17 protein-coding genes and 1 other annotated feature are annotated in these 20,003 nt (G+C 36.6%); of the genes, 5 read left to right on the top strand and 12 right to left on the bottom strand.

Annotation, left to right across the window (positions count from 1 at the left end; all coding sequences use genetic code 11):
• Positions 1-13 precede the first annotated feature (13 nt).
• The gene (locus tag AB3I72_RS00695) at positions 14-1,993 is read right to left on the bottom strand and encodes a V-type ATP synthase subunit I (RefSeq protein ID WP_002394429.1); all 1,980 of its coding nucleotides are present in this window, start codon (positions 1,991-1,993) and stop codon (positions 14-16) included.
• Entirely contained in the window at positions 1,983-2,306 is a 324-nt protein-coding gene (locus AB3I72_RS00690) for a V-type ATPase subunit F (protein ID WP_002404376.1), read from the bottom strand. Before AB3I72_RS00690 ends, AB3I72_RS00695 begins: the two co-directional genes overlap by 11 nt.
• Before the next feature lie 116 nt (positions 2,307-2,422).
• Positions 2,423-2,470, bottom strand: a sequence feature (sodium ion sensor (DUF1646 type); this cis-regulatory element may regulate processes involved in with the transportation of sodium ions).
• A 208-nt stretch (positions 2,471-2,678) separates the two neighbouring features.
• Here AB3I72_RS00690 and nrdI point away from each other — a divergent pair.
• Together nrdI and AB3I72_RS00680 are read left to right on the top strand one after the other, a co-directional pair.
• The gene (gene nrdI / locus AB3I72_RS00685) at positions 2,679-3,122 is read left to right on the top strand and encodes a class Ib ribonucleoside-diphosphate reductase assembly flavoprotein NrdI (RefSeq protein ID WP_002413821.1); all 444 of its coding nucleotides are present in this window, start codon (positions 2,679-2,681) and stop codon (positions 3,120-3,122) included.
• Positions 3,123-3,180: 58 nt separating this feature from the next.
• Positions 3,181-3,360 (top strand): hypothetical protein, encoded by a 180-nt coding sequence (locus tag AB3I72_RS00680; RefSeq protein WP_002357684.1) that lies wholly within the window; start codon positions 3,181-3,183, stop codon positions 3,358-3,360.
• A 65-nt stretch (positions 3,361-3,425) separates the two neighbouring features.
• Here AB3I72_RS00680 and AB3I72_RS00675 read toward each other — a convergent pair whose 3' ends face one another.
• Together AB3I72_RS00675 and gdhA are read right to left on the bottom strand one after the other, a co-directional pair.
• Complete coding sequence (locus AB3I72_RS00675) at positions 3,426-4,775, bottom strand: glucose-6-phosphate isomerase (RefSeq protein ID WP_002357685.1); 1,350 nt, start codon at positions 4,773-4,775, stop codon at positions 3,426-3,428.
• 181 nt (positions 4,776-4,956) lie between these two features.
• A complete protein-coding gene (gene gdhA, locus AB3I72_RS00670) occupies positions 4,957-6,303 on the bottom strand; it encodes an NADP-specific glutamate dehydrogenase (protein WP_002378306.1) in 1,347 nt (448 codons plus the stop codon).
• Between the two features lie 137 nt (positions 6,304-6,440).
• On the opposite strand from gdhA, the gene AB3I72_RS00665 reads away from it, so the two are divergent.
• Positions 6,441-7,727, top strand: a complete 1,287-nt coding sequence (locus AB3I72_RS00665; RefSeq protein ID WP_002357691.1) for an NAD(P)/FAD-dependent oxidoreductase — start codon at positions 6,441-6,443, stop codon at positions 7,725-7,727.
• A gap of 40 nt (positions 7,728-7,767) precedes the next feature.
• Here the strand turns inward: AB3I72_RS00665 and abc-f are convergent, their stop codons facing one another.
• Entirely contained in the window at positions 7,768-9,234 is a 1,467-nt protein-coding gene (gene abc-f / locus AB3I72_RS00660) for a ribosomal protection-like ABC-F family protein (protein ID WP_033599303.1), read from the bottom strand.
• Between the two features lie 245 nt (positions 9,235-9,479).
• Between abc-f and AB3I72_RS00655 the strand changes: the two genes are divergently transcribed.
• Positions 9,480-9,986, top strand: a complete 507-nt coding sequence (locus AB3I72_RS00655; protein ID WP_002404200.1) for a hypothetical protein — start codon at positions 9,480-9,482, stop codon at positions 9,984-9,986.
• Positions 9,987-10,011: 25 nt separating this feature from the next.
• Here the strand turns inward: AB3I72_RS00655 and AB3I72_RS00650 are convergent, their stop codons facing one another.
• The gene (locus AB3I72_RS00650) at positions 10,012-11,406 is read right to left on the bottom strand and encodes a 6-phospho-beta-glucosidase (RefSeq protein ID WP_010715171.1); all 1,395 of its coding nucleotides are present in this window, start codon (positions 11,404-11,406) and stop codon (positions 10,012-10,014) included.
• 141 nt (positions 11,407-11,547) lie between these two features.
• Here AB3I72_RS00650 and AB3I72_RS00645 point away from each other — a divergent pair, with 141 nt between their 5' ends.
• Positions 11,548-12,546, top strand: a complete 999-nt coding sequence (locus tag AB3I72_RS00645) for a LacI family DNA-binding transcriptional regulator (protein ID WP_002360405.1) — start codon at positions 11,548-11,550, stop codon at positions 12,544-12,546.
• Positions 12,547-12,581: 35 nt separating this feature from the next.
• Here the strand turns inward: AB3I72_RS00645 and AB3I72_RS00640 are convergent, their stop codons facing one another.
• From AB3I72_RS00640 to AB3I72_RS00615, 6 genes are all read right to left on the bottom strand, one after another.
• A complete protein-coding gene (locus tag AB3I72_RS00640; protein ID WP_033599298.1) occupies positions 12,582-13,844 on the bottom strand; it encodes an ABC transporter permease in 1,263 nt (420 codons plus the stop codon).
• Positions 13,837-14,736: an ABC transporter ATP-binding protein gene (locus tag AB3I72_RS00635; protein WP_002357699.1), complete on the bottom strand. Its 900-nt coding sequence runs from the start codon at positions 14,734-14,736 to the stop codon at positions 13,837-13,839. The genes AB3I72_RS00640 and AB3I72_RS00635 overlap by 8 nt, the downstream gene beginning before the upstream one ends.
• A 104-nt stretch (positions 14,737-14,840) precedes the next feature.
• Positions 14,841-15,098: a DUF3884 family protein gene (locus AB3I72_RS00630; RefSeq protein WP_176944446.1), complete on the bottom strand. Its 258-nt coding sequence runs from the start codon at positions 15,096-15,098 to the stop codon at positions 14,841-14,843.
• 151 nt (positions 15,099-15,249) lie between these two features.
• Entirely contained in the window at positions 15,250-17,046 is a 1,797-nt protein-coding gene (gene uvrC, locus AB3I72_RS00625) for an excinuclease ABC subunit UvrC (protein WP_002398263.1), read from the bottom strand.
• 164 nt (positions 17,047-17,210) lie between these two features.
• Positions 17,211-17,525 (bottom strand): thioredoxin, encoded by a 315-nt coding sequence (gene trxA, locus AB3I72_RS00620; RefSeq protein WP_002357703.1) that lies wholly within the window; start codon positions 17,523-17,525, stop codon positions 17,211-17,213.
• Positions 17,526-17,622: 97 nt separating this feature from the next.
• A complete protein-coding gene (locus AB3I72_RS00615; RefSeq protein ID WP_368023405.1) occupies positions 17,623-19,989 on the bottom strand; it encodes an endonuclease MutS2 in 2,367 nt (788 codons plus the stop codon).
• Positions 19,990-20,003: the final 14 nt, after the last annotated feature.

The raw sequence follows: 20,003 nt of genomic DNA, 5'->3' as shown, positions 1-20,003 counted from the left end.
AATAAATAATTTTCTATTTTTTCTCAACATTGACATACTTTTCTTTTGTTTTTAGCGGATTAAACGCCCGGCCACCGCCTGTGTAAAATTTTCCAAAGAACTCAACATATTGCAAACGTGCGCCATGAACATAAGCACCTAATAACGATAAGAATATGTTTAACGCATGTAAAACAATTAACAGCAAGATGCCCACGCTAAAACGGGCAACTGGCGGCATGAACTCAACGAGCATATTAAACGCTGAAGCAATACTTCCCCCAGCAATTCCTAACGCCATCAAACGTGTATAACTAACTAAATCACCGACATAACCTGTCACACCGTATAGTCCATACAGTCCTTTGGCTAAGCCTTTTAATTTGGCCTTCGATTGAATCATTGGAATCACAATAATTGCAATGGCAGAAAGACTAGCTAAAATCGCACCTGCTGTAAATAAGCCTTCATTTTTAACCACTAATTTACCAACGACTAACAATGCTAAACCAAACAAAATCCCTAACCAAGCGTAACTTTCGTTAATACTATCTAAATAGCGCTTTTGTTTTGATAACTGAATCCCATTAATCATTAGACCGACAACCAATTGGATAAACCCAAAAATAACCGATAAAATAAGAATCGTATTTACATCTTCGGTCGTTGATAAAATCGGAAATGGTGATTTGATTCCAAACATTGTTGGCGGTAATGCTGCACCGAAAAACGAACCGTAAATGAAGCCCCAAATAATTGTTGGAAATGATAAAATCAAGAAAAAGTCGGCAAAACGTTTCATGCCTCTCGGTAAAACAAATGCTTTCAACGCAATAATAGACAAGAGTAGCATCAGTAAGCCATAGCCAATATCCGCTACCATCATACCAAAAAAGACTAGATAAAACGGCATCATCGCAGGTGTCGGATCAACTTCTTCATATTTTGGTAAGCTATACATCTCTGTTAACATTTCAAACGGCTGCACCAATTTATTATTCGCTAGTTTAACCGGTATATCTGTCTCAATTTCCGCCTTCGTAGGATTTTCAAAAGTAAGAGCTATTTCGTCCTTAGGAACTTTTTCTTCAATCGCTGTCAAAATCTCAGCTTTTTCTTCGACTGGAATCCACGTTTGCAAGATGAAAAATGACGAAGCATTTAACAAATGTTGACGTGCTTGTTCTCTTTGGATAACCGCCAATAAGACTTCTTCAGCCAAGCAAAACGTTTCATAGAAATCATGATAAGAAGCCAGTTGTTGCTTTAAGGCTTTTTCTTCTTTTTGTAAAATTTCATATCGTTCTTTGACTTGTTGATATGCCTCTTTAGGCGGAACATCATAACGGTATTGGAGTGGTTCAAAGCTATATTGGTTTAATAACTCGGTTACACTCTGCTGATGTTCCTTCAGGTAAACGAGTGTAAAGTAACTATGATGCATACTTTGATAAATTTCTTCAAAATAAACCGTTGGCCATTGAGACAAAGCGCTCAAGAAACTGGCTTTATTGGCTAGATTTATCGAACCATGAACGACATAACTACTTTTTAACTGCTGTTTATGCGGTAAAATATCCAGATATTGCCAGCGGCCTAATAATTCTTCTTCAGCTTCTAATCCTTGACGATCCGTTTGAATTTGTTTCAAAGATTCTTGAATATTCTTTAATTCCGTCAAATAGCTTTGTAATGTTTCTTCATCAAAGGTTTGTTCCAACTCTTCCAAAGTATAGACTTTTCTTTTTATCTTTAACCCTTTTCCTGAAGAGCGTGTCAAAAATAAAAGAAGCTCTTGCAATTGTTGTAGCATCGTTTCATATTTACGTAGCTGTTCAGTTGACTGTTCTGCTTGTAAAAAAGAATATTGACTCTTTAAGGCTTGTTCTTCTTCAGGCGAATGAAAAATCCGTTTTACTTCGACAATTTGCAAGCCTTGAATGGCTTGTAGAATTGCTGCTTCTTTTTCGGCAGCGGCAATTATTGTCATTTTTTCCATTTTACTAACTGCCATAAACGTCTTTCACCCTCTCAATAATTGAATCAATGACTTGTTCTTTGTTCGTTTCGTAACGTTCGTGAAGCGCTTGTTCAGTGCGCTTTGTTTCATCTAAAAGTTGTTCTTTTTCAAGTTGTAACATCTTTTCTTGCGTTGCTAGTGAATCCGTCAGCACTTTTTCAACAGCTTCTTCACTCTCTTGACGTAGTTCAGCTAAACGTTCTTGCTTCTGTTCTTCATATAAACGACAATTCATCTTAGCTTGTTGCCGATGCTCTTCCACCGCATCTTCCGCTGCCTTGATTTGCTCTAGTACTTCTTGTACCATTGTCTCCACCTCCTTAGTTTTTACACCTTTAGCATATAAGAAAAAGGACTAGCGAAATAGAGATACGCTCAGCCCTTTTGTTTTAGGTATGCAAAAAGGCGCAAACTCAAAAATTGTTCTTCTCACCCCTTGAAGAACTGAATCCTTGAAGCTTTCGCCCAACCATTCTTTATTCAATACTCTACCATCTTAGCAAAGTTTTTCGCAAAATTCAATACTTACCCAAATGAATTAAAATAACAAATTTTCACTTTTATAATAGGTAATAAAAAGGCATTATTTTTTTCGCTTTATAATTATTGATCTTGAATTTTTTTCACATAGATGTGCTATACTTACGTAAACAATTAAATTTATTTGGAGGGATCTCTGATGAATATACGATATATTTCAATCTCTGGTAATACACGCTCATTTGTTCAACATTTAACAACTTATGCTGAAGAGCAACATCAGCAAAACGAAAAAAATCCTACGATTACTTTCAAAGAAATTTCGGAAAATTCTCCGTTAGAAGTAGAAACAGAACCATTTTTTACCTTTGTGCCTACCTATTTAGATGGTGGCGATGGCATCAACAACGGCAATACCGAAATTTTAACAGAAGTCATGCGAGAATATCTTGCTTTTGAAAATAATTATCGTTATTGCTCTGGCGTGGTGGGCAGCGGCAATAAAAACTTTAATCACCAATACTGCCTGACAGCTAAACAGTATGCGGAACAATTTAACTTTCCCTTCTTAGCTGACTATGAATTAAGAGGCACCCAAGCGGATATTGAACGAATTTATGCTATTTTAAAGGAAAACCAATAAGCAAGTTTCATTACTAAAAAGCTCACCTATGATAGACTACATTTTGAGGTGAAGAAAAATGAGAAATACATGGTTAGCAGAACAACTTCAGTCAATCAGTGAAGAACCCAATTCTTTTATTATCGAGGAAACCATCAAATATATTGAACAATTAGAAGATGATAATGAAAGTCTTCAAGTTGCATTGGAAGGAACCATTTGGAGTCCTAAAAAATGGAACGAACCATTGGAAAAATAATTTAAACAGAAGAAAAGAGCCAGAAACGTAAGTGTTTCTGGCTCTTTTCTTCTGTTATTTACAAATTATAGACGCGCATTTAAATCTTTTGCTAATTCTTCAAAACCTGGTTTACCTAATAAAGCGAACATATTGCGTTTGTAAGCTTCAACACCTGGTTGGTCAAATGGATTAACCCCATTTAAGTAACCTGAGATGCCCACCGCAATTTCGAAGAAGTACATAACATAACCTAATGAATAAGCATCCATTGTTGGCACTTTAACGATCATGTTTGGCACACCACCATCTGTGTGAGCAAGCAACGTACCTTCGAACGCTTTTGTATTGACGAAGTCAATTTCTTTTCCTTGTAAATAGCCTAAGCCATCTAGATCTTCATTTTGTTCTGGAATTGAAATGCTATGGCGTGGATTTTCAATTTTAACCACTGTTTCAAATAAGTTACGCATACCTTCTTGAACATATTGACCCATAGAATGTAAGTCAGTTGAAAAGTCTGCGGCTGCTGGGAAAATACCTTTGCCATCTTTTCCTTCTGATTCACCATATAATTGTTTCCACCATTCAGAGAAATAGTGCATACCAGGCTCATAGTTAATTAACATTTCAGTTGTTTTACCTTTACGATATAAAATGTTACGTAACGCAGCATATTGATAGGCTTGGTTTTCTTTTAAGTCGCTCGTTGCGCCGTATTCTTTACGTGCATCATTTGCACCTTCCATTAAACGATCAATATCCGCACCGCTAACAGCGATTGGTAAAAGACCTACTGGCGTTAAAACAGTGAAACGGCCGCCCACATCATCAGGAATCACAAATGTTTCCCAACCTTCCGCATCAGCTTCAACTTTTACTGCTCCTTTAGCACGGTCAGTTGTCGCATAAATACGTTTATTGGCTTCTTCTTTGCCATATTTATTAATTAATAACTCTTTAAAGACGCGGAAAGCAATCGCTGGTTCTGTCGTCGTTCCAGATTTTGAAATAACGTTGACAGAAAAATCACGATCACCAATCACATTGATTAAATCAGCTAAATAAGTTGAGCTGATGCTATTTCCAGCAAAGAAGATTTGTGGCGCTTTCCGTTCTTCTTTTGATAATAGATTATTAAATGAATGTGTCAAAAATTCAATTGCTGCACGGGCACCTAAATATGAACCACCGATACCAATGACTACTAATACCTCAGAGTCAGATTGAATTTTTGCTGCTGCTTTTTTAATGCGCGCGAATTCTTCTTTGTCATAGTTTTCTGGTAAATCAATCCAGCCAGTAAAATCATTACCAGCTCCTGTACCTTCACGTAATGCTTTGTCCACTGCAGTGACTTGTGTTTGCATGTATTCCAATTCATGGTCAGCAACAAATGGTGCTAATTTGGAATAATCTAATTGAATGTGTGACATTCCTTTTCCTCCTCGAAAGTAAACTTACTACATGTATACTTTACGTGTTTTTAGACATTTTTTCAAGCAAATTCTTTTGGATAGACCAATTGTTTAATTTTAACTATTTAATTAGAGATATTTATTCTCTTAATCAAACAAATCAATAAAAAATGCTAGGAAATCCTAGCATTTTTTGTTATTAAACGAGTCCTTGACTTAGCATCGCTGCCGCTACTTTTTCAAAGCCAGCAATATTCGCACCTAAAACAAAGTTATCTCGTGCCTGATATTCGTTAGCTGTATCACGACAAGTCTCATAAATGTTTTGCATAATTTGATCTAGCATACCGTCAACTTTTTCAAAGGACCAAGCTAAACGTTCAGCATTTTGGCTCATCTCTAATGCAGAAACCGCAACACCACCTGCATTAGCGGCTTTACCTGGACAATAAATTACAGCTGATTTAGCAAAAACGGCGACTGCTTCTAGTGTACAAGGCATATTTGCGCCTTCTGCCACGACTTTCACTCCATTTTTCACTAAAATAGCGGCTTGCTTTTTGTTGATTTCATTTTGAGTTGCACATGGTAACGCAATATCATACGCTGTTTCGAAATCCCAAACAGATTCTTTATCATAATAAGTTGCGCCTTTACGTGTTTCAACATATTTTGAAATGCGTTCACGATTTTTTTCTTTTAGTTCTTTTACTAACGCCACATCAATTCCTTCTGGATCATAAACAAAACCAGACGAATCGGAACATGTGATTACTGTGGCGCCTAGCTCAGTTGCTTTTTCCATAGCATAAATTGCGACATTCCCGCTACCAGAAACAGCGACTTTTTTGCCTTCAAACGTATCGTTTTTATCTGCTAATAAATGTTTAACAAAATAAACCGTTCCATAACCCGTCGCTTCTGTTCTTGCTTGGCTTCCCCAGTATCCTAAAGGTTTTCCAGTCAACACTCCTGCATCATAGTTGCGCAAGCGTTTATACATGCCAAACAAATAACCAATTTCACGAGCGCCTACGCCAATATCGCCTGCTGGAACATCTGTACTTGGACCAATATGTTTTTGAAGTTCGGTCATGAAACTTTGACAAAAGCGCATCACTTCAGCATCTGACTTACCTTTTGGATCAAAATCACTACCGCCTTTGCCGCCACCGATTGGCAAACCAGTTAAACTATTTTTAAAAATTTGTTCAAAGGCCAAAAACTTCATCACACTTAAATTCACACTTGGATGAAACCGCAAACCACCTTTGTATGGTCCAATCGCTGAATTATATTGGACACGATAGCCTCTGTTCACATGCCAATTGCCCTGGTCATCTTGCCACGGCACACGAAATTGAAAAATACGTTCAGGTTCAATCAAGACACCTAAAACATTTGCTTCAATGTATTGAGGATTTTTTTCTAAAAAACCTTCTACGGTTGGTAAAAACTCATCGACTGCTTGTAAATATTCTGTTTGACCTTGGTCTAATTGGTGAATTTTTTCTTGAATATTTTTAACATATTGTTTTGCGTCCATTTAATCATCCTCTCATTGTTATAGGTTTATTTTAACTGAAAATTCAAAAATTACCATAGTCAAACGTTTATTTTTTCCTTAAATCCAGAAAAAATCCTGTAATTATGGTACACTACCTATTGAATTGGAGGAGAACTATGAAGAAATTTGATGTAATTATTGTCGGTGCTGGGACGAGTGGTATGATGGCCACGATTGCGGCCGCAGAAGCTGGTGCTCAAGTATTATTGATTGAAAAAAATCGCCGTGTTGGGAAAAAATTATTAATGACTGGTGGCGGCCGCTGTAATGTAACTAATAATCGGCCCGCAGAAGAAATCATTTCATTTATTCCTGGGAATGGAAAATTTTTATACAGCGCATTTTCACAATTTGATAACTATGATATCATGAACTTTTTTGAATCCAATGGTATTCACTTAAAAGAAGAAGATCACGGACGCATGTTCCCTGTTACAGATAAATCGAAGTCAATTGTTGATGCGCTATTTAACCGCATTAACGAATTAGGAGTCACTGTTTTTACAAAAACACAGGTCACAAAATTACTACGAAAAGACGATCAAATAATTGGCGTTGAAACCGAACTGGAAAAAATTTATGCGCCGTGTGTTGTATTAACAACTGGCGGCCGCACTTATCCTTCCACAGGAGCAACTGGTGATGGCTATAAACTAGCCAAAAAAATGGGGCATACCATCAGCCCACTCTACCCTACCGAATCACCTATTATTTCTGAAGAACCTTTTATCCTTGATAAAACGTTGCAAGGTCTCTCTTTACAAGATGTTAATTTAACTGTTTTGAACCAAAAAGGAAAACCTTTAGTTAATCATCAAATGGATATGCTGTTTACACATTTTGGCATTTCAGGACCTGCCGCGCTCCGCTGTTCTAGTTTTATTAACCAAGAATTAACTCGCAACGGTAATCAACCTGTCACGGTAGCCTTGGATGTGTTTCCGACAAAATCTTTTGAAGAAGTGCTGAAAAACGTTGATTACATGATTGAGGAACAGCCAAATAAAGTGGCAAAAAATGCCTTTCATTCTTTAATACCAGAACGTCTGCTTACTTTTTATCTAGAGAAACTAGCAATTGAAGAAGTGCCTGCCAAACAACTGACAGAAAAGCAACGTCTTTCCTTTGTGGAACTACTGAAAGACTTTCAGTTCACTGTTACGAAAACATTGCCTTTGGAAAAATCTTTTGTCACAGGCGGTGGGATTTCCCTCAAAGAAGTGACCCCTAAAACAATGGAGAGCAAATTAGTCAATGGTTTATTTTTTGCTGGTGAACTTTTAGATATTAATGGCTATACTGGAGGCTACAATGTTACAGCTGCATTTGTCACTGGACATGTTGCTGGCTCCCATGCCGCAGAAATTGCAGAATACACCTATTTACCAATTGAAGAAGTCTAAACAAAAAGTCGCTAAAATAGCGACTTTTTGTTTACTTTTTTTATTTATCAATAATTTTCCCGTTTTCTAAATAAATAGTGCGGGTGGCTACTTTTTCCACAAACGTTTCATCATGCGAAGTGAAAATTACTGTTCCTTGATAGGCACTTATAAATTCTTCAAGTGCTTGGATTGTGTCTAAATCAAGAAAATTGGTGGGTTCATCCAATAAGATGATATTATTTGGTTCTATAAATAATTGCGCCAAAGTAATTTTTATGGCTTCGCCACCACTTAGAGAAGATATCTTTGTCTGTAAATTTTCTTGTTGAAAACCTAGTCGATATAAAAGTGAACGCACAATCTTTTCAGAATAATTTGTCCGCTTCAATAAATAAGTCAACAGTGGTTCATCATTTTTTAATCGATAATCTAATTGATGATACGTTCCTAACCGGACTTTGGGAGAAAAGTAAATGGCCGGGTGACGGGCTTCAATTTGTTGAAGGAAGGTACTCTTCCCAGCACCATTTTTTCCACAAAGTGCTATTTTTTCGTTTAAAGGAATTTGAACGTTCACTTGGTTAAGAATTGTTCGATTCTCATAAGCGAAAGTTAAATTTTCAATTCTAATTGGATATGGATTGTATAAAGAGAACTGATTATTAGTAGGAAAAATAATTTTTCGCTCTTGTTTTGCTTGCGCAACATCGGGTAATCTGTCAATTCTGGCATTAATCGCTTTCGCTTGTTTTTGGAGTGCTTTTTGTACGGTATCTTTTTGTTTAGAACCAGCTAAACGACTAGGTTTAATTTGCTTTTGTTTTTGTTTTTTTGAAACATGACTAGATTTTTGCGCTTGTGCTTGTTTCTTTGCGTAAGATTCCTGTAATTTTTTCTTTTCCTTTTGATATTGATGATAGACATTATATTGTGTTTGCTGTTCCAATTCTTTTTGACGACAATACGCATCGTAGTTCCCTAAATATTCTTTGACATGTCCATCCGAAACTTCCCAAATTTTCTCTGCTAATTGATTCAAGAAAAAGCGATCATGACTAACAAACAAAACGGTCCCATAATAATACGTTAAATCTGCCACTAACAACTGACGATGTTCTTTATCTAAATGTGTGGTTGGTTCATCTAAAATAACCCCGGTTGGATACTCTGAAAATAATGTTGCTAAGCGTTTTTGGACTTTTTCGCCACCACTTAGTTTTTGATTTTTCTGATTTAGCAAACAGTTTTTATCAGTTTTCTCTGATTCATTCGTTATTTCTTCAGCTACTTGTGCCAAGTAATGAAAGTCGTTCAATCTTTGAACTTTTCCTTTGTCTGATTGAATCTTACCCATAATTAAATTGAGCAGTGTTGATTTTCCTGCGCCGTTTTTACCAATAATCCCAATTTTTTCATTTTCATATACAAATAATTCATCAATTTCTAGAATTGGTTTTCCCGAAAAGTGAATACTTACTTCTTTCAGATGAATACTTAATTTTTTCATTTTGCCCTCTTCTTTCATTTCTGAAACGAAAGAATCTTGGGTACGCAAAAAAGGACAGCCTAATCGCTATCCTTGTAGTTTCGTATAAAAGTACACACGTCACCCATGAATTTTAATTTCAGACTTTTTGATAAGATTTATTCAATTTATTTTGTCAAAAAGTCAATCCAAATTCTGATAGATGCCAACATACAATTATACCTCCTCGTTTAATTACTCCCACATTAACACCTCTGCTTTCTTTTGTCAATTCTGACCCTAAAATGAGAGAATCGGACTTTAGTAGGATACAATTTTACCCAAACTATGGCAAAATAAAGACGGAGGTGAAAACCATGAAGATTACATTGACACGAAAAACATCAGCTTGGGGCGCGTTACGCTATTTTACATTTTATAAAAATGGTGTGCATCAAGGGAAACTTTTTACTAATGTACCTATTGAAATTGAGGCTGATCATGGGGATGTTTTAACGTTCTATGAAGGCTGGTTCCAGTTTTATCGGCGCATTGAAGTTACTGAAGATACCAAAGAAATCACGATTATCAATTCTAAAAAATTGCAACATGTTTTTTATACCTGTGTCGTCTTATTTTTAATTTTAACGCTATTATTCCTTTCCGCACAGAAACTTTCGACATTTATTATTGCTGAAATTTTAATTTACTCTGGTATTCAGTGGCTGTTCCGGCAACAAACCTATCATTTTACTGTCAAGAAAAAAACGGAACCCTTTGCTTCCTATTCTAAAAAAAGTATCGCACACTAAACGAATCTTTAGCGTGCGATATTTTTTAATTACTTTTCATTAATTCGGCCACATATGTGACTGTTTCTGGTTGTGTTTCTTCAATTTTATTAATCGCATCTGCAAAATTCGGTAAATGCGCTTTGTGGGCAATTAATAATTCGTCCAACAAGGTCTTCGCCATGACGCCGCCAGGAACTAATGGATTAATAGTGAAAGCATGCAATGCTGCGCCGTAATCACCATTGATGGCTGCTCGAATAACCGTTTCTTCCATAGCTTTCATATTTTGAATAATTCCTCGTGCTGCTGGTGGAAAGGCCCCCCAGTTGTAAGGTTCATGGCCATGTGCTGTTACAGGTCCAGATACTTCTACAACACAATCATACGGTAAATCAGTAATTGTCCCATTATTTTCAGTAGAAACAACCATATCCGTTCGTTTATCATTATAAATTGATGCGATCATTTCACAAGCTGCATCACTATAGTGTGTGCCGCCCCGTTCTTCTAATTCTTTTGGTTTGTAATCTAGTTTGGGATCTTTATACAATTCAAACAGACGACCTTCCGTTTCTTTAACCACTTGTGCTCTTGTTTCGCCCCGTTCATACTCTTCGATGGAATGCTTCAACATCTCATCTTCAATATAATAATAGCGATGATAACCACATGGTAACATTCCTAAATCTTTTAACTGTTCATAATGGAACGGCGCATCAAAAATATTTTTCAAATGACTTTCTTGCTCTTGCTTAGGTCCGTAAATTAAATCAATGAGTTCTTGTGTTCGCTCTTGTCCTTCTTTGTCCCAAACGCGGTGCCAATGGAAATGATTAATTCCAGCAAATTTAAAGAATAAGTCTTCTTCTGGAATTCCCAGCATTTCGGCCGCTTGTTTTCTATGACCAATCGGCACATTACATAAGCCAACTGTTTTTTTCCAACCGCCATGTTTAATTGCAGCTTCCGTAACCATTCCAGCTGGATTAGTAAAATTCACTAACCAAGCATCTGGGCAAAGGCGTTTCATATCGTCAATAATAGCTAAAATGACAGGAATTGTTCGAAATGCTTTAAACATTCCTCCCGCGCCATTTGTTTCTTGGCCTAATACTCCATGGGACAAAGGAATCCGTTCATCTTTAATGCGAGCATCTAATAATCCTACACGGAACTGTGTTGAAACAAAATCCGCCCCTTCTAAGGCTGCTTCACGGTCCAATGTTAAATGAACTTCCCAATCTAAACCAGCAGCTTTAATCATGCGCTTCGCCATTGCCCCAACAATTTCCAATTTTTCTTTACCAGCTTCAATATCGACTAACCAAATTTCCTTAATTGGCAGTTCATCTTTTCTTTTAATATATCCTTCAATTAATTCAGGTGTATAACTAGAACCGCCACCAATTGTTGCAATTTTTAATGCTCCTCTTGTCATCCGTCTTCTTCCTCCTTGATTAAATTGTTATCGTTTACATCTTTAGGATAAATTATGGGAATGTTCCCATGTCAAGCACTATTTTCAAAAAAATGTATGCTATACTTCTTATAAGAATACATTCCACTTTGGAGGTAAAAAATGACGTCTATCATTGATGTAGCAAAAGTTGCCGGTGTCTCGAAATCGACTGTTTCTCGCTTAATTTCTGGAAAAGGATATGTGAGTGCCGATAGTCAAGAAAAAATTCTCAAAGCAATGAAAGAATTAAATTATACCCCGAATTATGTGGCGCGGAATTTACGAGCAGGTGCCACAAAAACTATTGGCTTTTTAGCCCCTAGCTATTTAGGTTCCTTAGGCATTTTCTTGAATCGCTTTATTTCAATTGCCAAAAAATACAATTATTCCGTAACCTTATTTTTTACAGATGGCGATCAGCAGAAAGAAATTGATGCCTTGAACCAATTAAAATACAAACAATTAGATGGCTTGTTTTTATTGACACGAACAAATGAATGGTCGGTGATTGAGCCTTACAGCGCATATGGTCCTTTAGCAACCTGGCATCGTATCGATTCACCTAATATATACTCTTCCTACATTGATCATTACTCTGGTTACTATCGTTCCTTAGAATATTTACAACAACAAGGATACCAAAAAATCGGTCATGTCCTCGGTAATCCCGAAAATTTAAACACGCACGCACGAAAACGTGCAATGAAAGATTTTTATGAAAACACTCAGGCACCTTGGCAAGCTGAGTGGCTGATTAATGATCAGTATACTAACCATTCTGGTCGCAAAATTGCCCATTACTGGCAACAATTAACCGAAAAGCCAGAAGCTTTGGCCTTTTATAATGATCACGTAGCAGCTGAGTTTATTTCAGAACTTGAAAATCTAAATTATGCCGTTCCTCGCGATGTCGCTGTCATTGGCTTTGATAATAGTTATGTCAGTGAATTGATGCATATTACGACTGTTGATTATGCCATTCAGTATCAAGCCGAAAACTCATTTATTTACCTATACAACCAATTAAATCAGACGAACATTCCTGAAAAAAAATTAACCGTTCGTCTAGTTGAACGACGAACGGTGCCTAAAAAAGACCCGGCAGATCAGTCACTTTGACTGATTTACCGGGTCCTTTTAGAGTTAAACAAAAATTATTTATGCTTTTGTTCATTTTTTAAAATAGAAATTGACTGTTTTAAGGATTGAATCATGCCGCCTTCGCTGTATACAAGAACGTTTGATTTGTATAAACGAGCAGAGAAGATTGTTAAAATAATTCCAAAAACTGCCAAAATCACTAATGAGACAATTGCTTCCATTGTTGATGCCGTTTCGGTCGCCAAGCGTACTGGCATAATGTATGACGAAATCAGCGGAATAAAGGAAGTCACTTTCACCACGATATTTTGCGGATCATTCGTCCCAAACGTAATGCCAATCATATAACCGATTAAACCAATATACATGATGGGCTGAACTGCTTTTGCTGTATCCTCTGGTTTGGAAACAAGAGAACCACAAAGTGCTGCCAAAACAGCAAAAACGAGAATACCAATAACGAAAAAGCCTAATGTAAAAATAAAGGTTGATGAAAAAATACTTTGTGGTGAAATACCACTTAATAGACTTTTCATAAAATCAAGATTTTTCAATTGAGAATAGCCGAGAACAAACGCCACTCCGTAAATGAAAATTTGTGTTAAAGCTACTAGAATAACCCCAGTTAATTTGCCATAAAAATGGGTTTGCGCTTTTGTACTAGAGAGAATAACTTCCATGATTCTAGTGCCTTTTTCAGAAGCAATCTCTTGGGCAATAATTGAAGAATAACTGCTGATGAAGACAAATAACAAAATTGTTATCCCCATTGCTAACGCCATTTGAATCCCTGTGTTATCTTCTCCTGTTTTTATTTTGCCATTTTCATCAAAACTAATTTTGGCTTTTTTAAATGTTGCTTGTTGATTCAACATGGCAACTTGCTCAGCTGTTAAATTTAAACGATTGGCATTCGCCATTGTTTGTAATTGGTTTAACATTTGAGGGATTAGCATCTCGGTTGCATTTCCTAAAGAGCGTTCAGAGTAAAGCTGACCAGAAATCTGATTATCTGTAGTGTCCAAAAGTAAATAGGCATCAATTTTCTCGTCTTTTAATTGTTCTTGGGCCTTTTTCTCAGAAGAAACAGCTTTGAAAGAAAAGTCCTCTGTTTTATTCTTTGTCAACTCTTTAACGAGCGCTTGATTTTCCGAAACCAGACCAATGGTAGTATCTCCTGAAAAACCGCTAGCTAGAGAGCCCGCTAAGTAAACAATTCCTACAAGAAGAAATGGCGCTAAAATCATGATTAAGAAAGACAGCGACTTCACATTTTTCTTATAGACATCAGTCGCAATAATCCAAAATTTACTCATCTTGCCCACCTACTTTCATTTTGAAAATTTCTTCCAGTGTTGGTGGTTGTTGATTAAACATTGGAATGTAGCCGTTGGCTGTCGCTTTATCAAACAACACTTTGCCCACTTCAGCGTTTTCTAATGTCGCTTCTAAGACGCCATCTTGTCGCAAGTGTGCTTCTTTCACACCTGCAGTAGCAGCAACTTCCTCAACAGATAACGGTGATTCTAAAAATAATTTTGTTCGACCAAATTGTTGTCGAATTTCATGAACCTGACCATCTAAAACCATGCGTCCATTTTTTAACATGACTAAATGGTCACAGATTTTTTCCACATTGTCCATATTATGACTGGAAAAAATGACACAAGAACCTTGATTTTTCAATTCAATAATGCCGTCTTTTAATAATTCTGCATTAACTGGATCCAAGCCACTAAAAGGCTCGTCTAAAATAATTAACTTCGGCTCATGAATAAGTGTCGCAATCAATTGAACTTTTTGTTGATTGCCTTTTGATAAAGATTTAACTTTATCCGTTTTTTTGCCTTTAACTTGAAATTTTTCCATCCAAAAGTCAATTTTAGGTTCAATTTCTTTTTTAGTTTTTCCCCGCAATGAAGCGAAATAAATTAGTTGGTCTTCAATCGTAATTTTAGGATATAAACCCCGTTCTTCTGGTAAATAACCAATAATATTATATTCTTTTTCGTTTAATGGTTGACCATTCCATAAAACCGACCCGCTATCTTGTGTTAAAAAATTTAAAATCAAGCGAAATGTAGTTGTTTTCCCGGCACCATTTTGGCCAATTAATCCTAAAATTTTCCCGTCCGGTATCGTAAAGGATACATGATCAACTGCTTTAAAATCCCCAAAGGTTTTGACTAACTCTTTTACCTCTAACACATAAACGCCCCCTTCACTTTTTCTAAACCGCTGTTTAGTTACTCATATCGTATCTTTCCTGTGTTGGCTTGTCAATGACAATTGTTATGGAAAGATGTTGCACTTTAATCAGACGCTTTATTTTCTGCTAAGTGAAAAAGGCCATCCGTCTCGGCAGAAATATGCACTTCATTTGCGGTCAAGCCTGTGCTTTCATAAAATTTATTTTTAAATTCCTTTGCCGATTTTGATGATTGGCAGGCCCAAATTCGACCTGTACGATTCAGCCACGTACCCAATTCATTCATTAAACGCTCATCAATCAGTAATTGATTTGGTACTTTTTTAAATTTTATTTGATAAACGGGTGTTAGTATTTTCATGATCAGACGTCCTCTCTTTTAAGTTAGTATTAGTATATCACGAAAGAAATCGTTATCATATTTTCTTGAGAGTTCAACTTTTCATGAAAAAATTGAATAAAAAAAACAGACAAATTAGGAAAAGCACCTAATTTGTCTGTTTCATTTTCATTTATTTTTCTATCTCAGAGGTTGTTTCTTGGTGCAAATGACGATACACATTCTTCGCGACAGTTTCAGGTAACCCAGCTTTTCTTAATTCTTCAACACTGGCTGCCGTAATATTTTTAAGCGATTTAAATTCTTTTAAAAGATTTTTTTTGCGTTTCGGTCCCAAGCCTTCAATGTTATCTAATTTGGAAGCAAAACTATTTTTACTACGTAATTGACGATGGAATGTGATGGCGAAACGATGGACTTCATCTTGGATTCGTTGCAACAAGAAAAATTCTTGTGAGTTTCTTTCCAATGGTACAACTTCTAAGTCTGGACCAAATAAAAGTTCACTCGTTTTGTGCTTGTCGTTCTTGGCTAATCCAGCTACAGGAATATCGACTCCTAGTTGATTGGCTAACACATCTTTGGCAACATCGACTTGACCTTTACCACCATCGATTAAAATTAAATCAGGAAAAGGCAAGCCTTCTTTTAAAACTCGTGAATATCTGCGATAAATGACTTCTCTCATAGAAGCGTAATCATCAGGACCTTGCACAGTTTTTATTTTATATTTTCGATACTCATTTTTAGCTGGCCGTCCGTCAATAAACACAACCATCGCAGAAACAGGGTTGGTTCCCATAATATTTGAATTATCAAATGCTTCAATTCGAATGGGCGCAGGTATGTTCATCGCATTGCCTAATTTTTCAACTGCGCCAATTGTTCGTTCTTGTTTCCGTACAATCAAATCGAATTTTTCATTTAAAGCAACTGCAGCATTTTTACTGGCTAATTTAACCAGTTTTTTCTTTTCTCCCCGTTGCGGCTGCAAGATTTTCGTAGCTAATAAAGCTTCAACGCTTTCTTTATCAATGTCATCAGGAATCAAGACTTCTTTTGGCACAAAATGCTCATTCTCTTGATAAAATTGTCCAATAAAAGTTAAAAATGCTTCACTGGCATCATCATAAAATGGAAAAATCGATACATCACGTTCGATTAATTTTCCTTGTCTGACAAAGAATACTTGGACACACATCCAGCCTTTATCAACAGCATAACCAAACACATCACGATCAATTAAATCCACATTCGTCATTTTTTGGCGGGTCATAACTGTTTCAATCGCTTTAATTTGATCGCGAAATTCTGCAGCTTTTTCAAATTCCATATGTGCAGCTGCATAAGCCATTTTTTCTTGTAAGCGGTCTTGAATTTCTGTATGTCCACCAGAGAGAAACCCTTTAATCTCTTCCACCATATCTTTGTAGACTTGCGGATCTACATCAAAAGCATAGGGACACAGACATTGCCCTAAATGGTAATACAAACAAGGTGTTTTTTGCGACGGATTACATTTTCGCAAAGGAAAAAGCCGATCTAACAGTTTCTTTGTTTCATTCGCTGCATTTACATCTGGATATGGGCCAAAATATAACGCTTTGTCTTTTAAAACCTTTCGAGTGATCATTAAACGAGGATATTTTTCGTTTGTGATTTTGATAAAAGGATAGGTTTTATCGTCTTTTAACATGATGTTATATTTGGGATTATTTTTATGGATTAAATTAATTTCTAATAAAAGTGCTTCAATATTCGATTCTGTCACAATATATTCAAAATCATCGATTTCACTGACTAATCGTTCTGTCTTAGTATCATGGCTACCACGAAAATAAGATCGGACACGGTTTTTCAAAATTTTGGCTTTCCCAACATAGATAATCGTGCCGTTTTTATCTTTCATTAAATAACAACCAGGTTGATCAGGAAGCAGTGCTAATTTATTTTTTATTCGTTCGTTCATACGATACTTCCTTTCTAACAAAATGCTTCGTCTATTATACACCTCTTTTTGTAATTAAACAAAAAAAGCCGCTACTTTATGTACGAAAGAAACAGCCTGAAAAGACAATCGCTAATGATTTCTCTTCAGACTGAATCAGACTATTCGTAATGACTAATCAACGTTTATAAGTGTTTGGCAATCATTGCTTGCAATTGGTCTTTTGTATGAACACCGACTGCTTTTTCAACAACTTCGCCATCTTTTTTCAATAGCAATGTTGGGATGCTCATGATTCCAAAACTTGCTGGTGTTGCAGGATTTTCATCCACATCCATTTTGACGATTTTTACTTCGTCTTCATCATATTCTTCAGATAATTGTTCTAAGATGGGTGCTTGCATACGACAAGGGCCACACCAAGTTGCCCAAAAGTCGATTAAGACTAATCCTTCATCTGTTTCTGTTGCAAAATCTTTATCGGTAATTGCTTGTGTCATTTCACAAACCTCCTACTCTTTACTCTTACTACATGCTTAGTATAACACGTCATCTCTAAGATAGCGAGTGTTCTGCTTACTTATTGTAAGTCCTTGTTTATTGGAATTTCACGACAGTCGCACCATTACCACCTTGGTTTTGTGGCGCAAATTCATAGCTTTTCACACTGCGGTGATTTTTTAAAAATTCCGTTATTCCGGTTCTTAATGCACCTGTTCCTTTACCGTGAACAATGGTTACTTGTGGATAGCCTGCTAGAATCGCAGCATCAATATATTGGTCAACTTCTGCCAATGCTTCTTCGTAGCGTTTGCCACGTAAGTCTAGTTGTGTGCCAACATGACTGCTTTCTGCAGAACGAACCGTTGTAACTCTTGGTTTTGCTTCTTTTTGTGGAGCGACAGGCGTCATATCCTCTTCAGATACGTTCATTTTTAAAATGCCTAATTGGACTTGCCATTGTCCTTTGCCGTTGTCTTTTAATAAGGTCCCTCGTTGGCCGTAAGTATTGACAATTACTTCATCGCCAGCTTTTAATTTTTTCTGTTCTTTCGCCTTCTTTAGCACTTTGTTTTTAGCAAGCTTGGTTTCTTCATGGTGTAATTGAGAAAGTTGTGTTTTCGCATCAATTAACTGATGTTCTTTGACACCACCTTGTTGGCCACTTTCCAATTGCATTTTGCGAATATCAGAAATAATGGTTTCTGCGTTTTCTTCCGCTTCTGCAATAATTTTATTTGCTTCTTTCCGCGCTTTTTGTAATTCTTTTTCTCGTTCTTCAAAAAATACTTGATAGGCTTCTTTCAGTTCTTTATGCAAAGCGGCCGATTCATCAACATAGTGGCGAGCTTCTAAATATTCAGTTTCGGCCATTTTGCGACGGTTTTCCAAGTCTTCAATCATTTCGTTTAAATCTTGACTTTCACCGTCCATTATTTGTTTTGCAGCTTCAATAATACTATTGTCTAATCCAAGACGTTTCGAAATTTCAAAAGCATTACTTCGGCCAGGCACGCCAATTAATAAACGATAGGTTGGACTCAAGGTATCTACATCAAATTCCATACTGGCATTGATTGTTCCAGCTCGATTATAGCCATACACTTTTAATTCAGGATAATGGGTTGTTGCCATCACATAAGCTCCTTTAGCGCCCAATGAATCTAAAATGGCAATCGCTAAAGCGGCCCCTTCTTGCGGATCTGTCCCAGCACCTAATTCATCAAATAGTACTAAACTTTGATGATCGACTTTCTTTAAGACAGACACGATATTCGTCATATGTGAAGAGAAAGTACTTAAACTTTGTTCAATTGATTGTTCATCCCCGATATCCGCAAATACTTCTGTAAAAATACCCATTTTACTCTCTTCTTCAACTGGAATAGGTAGTCCAGCTTGGCCCATTAATTGTAAAAGACCTAACGTTTTCAGAGTAATGGTTTTCCCGCCGGTATTAGGCCCTGTAATCACAATTGCTTGATATTCTTCACCAATCACAATGTCATTGGCTACAGCTTTTTCTGAATCCAATAGCGGGTGCCGGGCTTGTTTAAAAACTACATGATTTGCTTGACTAATTTCTGGAACAACTGCTTTTAGTTCTTTTCCTAGTCGCGCCTTAGCATTAATAAAATCAAGTTTACCGATTACATAAGCATTATGCGTAATTTCACGGCGATAAGGGACCAACTCGGCCGACAGTTCTGCCAAGATGCGAGTAATCTCATTTCTTTCGGCAATTTGTTGTTGTCGCAAGCGATTATTCATTTCTAAAATTTGTTTAGGTTCAATAAATAAGGTTTGACCTGAAGCACTTTGATCGTGAACCACGCCACCAAAAATATTTTTATATTCTTGTTTGACTGGAATCACGTAGCGTTCATTTCGCATAGTAACAAGGGCATCACTTAGGTAACGTGCGTTTTTCCCACGAATAATACTATCTAGTTCTTCTCGAATGGTCTGCTCACTACGACGAATATTTTGCCGAATTGCCTTTAAGGCTGGCGAAGCTCCATCTGTGACGTAGCCATCATCATCAATGGCTTGTTTGAGTTGGCGATTTAATTCAGGCAAAACTTCTAGTTGCTCTCGCCACATATATAAACGTTCAAAATCCACTTCATTTTCACTTAGCTCATCAAAAAAACGAGTCAGTTCTGAAGTAGTCGACAAGACACGGCCTACTTGTGCTAATTCTACACCATTTAAATCCGCACCAATTTCAATCCGTTTCATGTGTGGTTGGATATTTTCTAATTTAGGAATAGGGATTCCACCACGTAATCGTTGAACTTTTAAACCATCCTGTGTTTCATTTAGCCATGCTTGAATTTTATTTTCATCAGCAATCGGTAATAATTCCGAAACTTCGTTTGTCCCCTGAGCTGTCACAATAAATTGCAACAACTGTTGTTTTACTTTATCAAACCCTAATGTTGATAGAATACGCTGATTCATTTTTCCACCTACTT

Origin of the sequence: Enterococcus sp. GC34, assembly GCF_040886645.1 — a bacterium.
In the GTDB taxonomy this organism is placed as follows: domain Bacteria; phylum Bacillota; class Bacilli; order Lactobacillales; family Enterococcaceae; genus Enterococcus; species Enterococcus faecalis.
This window is presented reverse-complemented; position numbering and strand designations above follow the sequence as displayed.

What these genes read in the sequence shown, in the direction of transcription:
- trxA (WP_002357703.1), bottom strand. Translation starts at nt 17,525, where the DNA reads ATGACACAAGCAATTACCGATAAAGATTTTGCAACAGAAACAGATGAA.
- AB3I72_RS00645 (WP_002360405.1), top strand. Translation starts at nt 11,548, where the DNA reads ATGACGTCTATCATTGATGTAGCAAAAGTTGCCGGTGTCTCGAAATCG.
- abc-f (WP_033599303.1), bottom strand. Translation starts at nt 9,234, where the DNA reads ATGAAAGAAGAGGGCAAAATGAAAAAATTAAGTATTCATCTGAAAGAA.
- AB3I72_RS00640 (WP_033599298.1), bottom strand. Translation starts at nt 13,844, where the DNA reads ATGAGTAAATTTTGGATTATTGCGACTGATGTCTATAAGAAAAATGTG.
- AB3I72_RS00655 (WP_002404200.1), top strand. Translation starts at nt 9,480, where the DNA reads ATGAGAGAATCGGACTTTAGTAGGATACAATTTTACCCAAACTATGGC.
- AB3I72_RS00650 (WP_010715171.1), bottom strand. Translation starts at nt 11,406, where the DNA reads ATGACAAGAGGAGCATTAAAAATTGCAACAATTGGTGGCGGTTCTAGT.
- AB3I72_RS00665 (WP_002357691.1), top strand. Translation starts at nt 6,441, where the DNA reads ATGAAGAAATTTGATGTAATTATTGTCGGTGCTGGGACGAGTGGTATG.
- AB3I72_RS00690 (WP_002404376.1), bottom strand. Translation starts at nt 2,306, where the DNA reads ATGGTACAAGAAGTACTAGAGCAAATCAAGGCAGCGGAAGATGCGGTG.
- AB3I72_RS00615 (WP_368023405.1), bottom strand. Translation starts at nt 19,989, where the DNA reads ATGAATCAGCGTATTCTATCAACATTAGGGTTTGATAAAGTAAAACAA.
- uvrC (WP_002398263.1), bottom strand. Translation starts at nt 17,046, where the DNA reads ATGAACGAACGAATAAAAAATAAATTAGCACTGCTTCCTGATCAACCT.
- nrdI (WP_002413821.1), top strand. Translation starts at nt 2,679, where the DNA reads ATGAATATACGATATATTTCAATCTCTGGTAATACACGCTCATTTGTT.
- AB3I72_RS00630 (WP_176944446.1), bottom strand. Translation starts at nt 15,098, where the DNA reads ATGAAAATACTAACACCCGTTTATCAAATAAAATTTAAAAAAGTACCA.
- AB3I72_RS00695 (WP_002394429.1), bottom strand. Translation starts at nt 1,993, where the DNA reads ATGGCAGTTAGTAAAATGGAAAAAATGACAATAATTGCCGCTGCCGAA.
- AB3I72_RS00680 (WP_002357684.1), top strand. Translation starts at nt 3,181, where the DNA reads ATGAGAAATACATGGTTAGCAGAACAACTTCAGTCAATCAGTGAAGAA.
- gdhA (WP_002378306.1), bottom strand. Translation starts at nt 6,303, where the DNA reads ATGGACGCAAAACAATATGTTAAAAATATTCAAGAAAAAATTCACCAA.
- AB3I72_RS00675 (WP_002357685.1), bottom strand. Translation starts at nt 4,775, where the DNA reads ATGTCACACATTCAATTAGATTATTCCAAATTAGCACCATTTGTTGCT.